Raw genomic sequence first — 607 nt, 5'->3', positions numbered from 1 at the left:
AGATGTTGAGCTTACCACAAAAGATGTTTTTACGTATTCTGCACAGGATCGTCTCCTTACACAGACCCATCAGATCATAAAAGGAACCTATACAGGTCCGATTGAACTAATTGCCAGCAATACCTACGACCAATTAGGACAGCTGATTTCTAAAAAAACAGGGAATACCCAGGCTGTTCCAACCCAGAAAATAGATTATACCTATAACATCCGTGGCTGGCTGACGGGAATCAACAATATGGCCAACCTGCAGCAGGGAACAGACCCTAAAGATCTGTTTGCTTTCAGGCTGAGCTACAATACCACCCCTACCAACATTTCAGGGGTATCGGCACTCTACAATGGGAACATTGCCGAGACGGCATGGAAAACCAACTCTGACCTGGGAGCTGCAACACGTGGGTATGGGTATCAATACGACAACCTTAACAGGCTTACAAATGCTGTTTCGCAAAAAAACAGTGCGGTAAACAATACTTATAATGAATTGCTGAGCTACGACAAGAACGGAAACATTATGAGTTTGCAGCGTAACGGAACATCTGATGCTGCAGCGACAGCAATTGACAATCTGGTTTATAGTTACGGTTCTGCCAATTCGACCAAC

1 pseudogene is annotated in these 607 nt (G+C 44.3%); it reads left to right on the top strand.

Annotated elements, in window-relative coordinates:
• Positions 1-607 (top strand): annotated as a pseudogene (locus FLACHUCJ7_RS04770) (RHS repeat domain-containing protein); the annotation flags it as partial.

Source organism: Flavobacterium salmonis (genome assembly GCF_903819435.1).
GTDB classification, from domain to species: domain Bacteria; phylum Bacteroidota; class Bacteroidia; order Flavobacteriales; family Flavobacteriaceae; genus Flavobacterium; species Flavobacterium chungangense.
The sequence above is the reverse complement of the archived record's forward strand: the minus strand, read 5'-3'. Positions and strand labels throughout refer to the sequence as shown.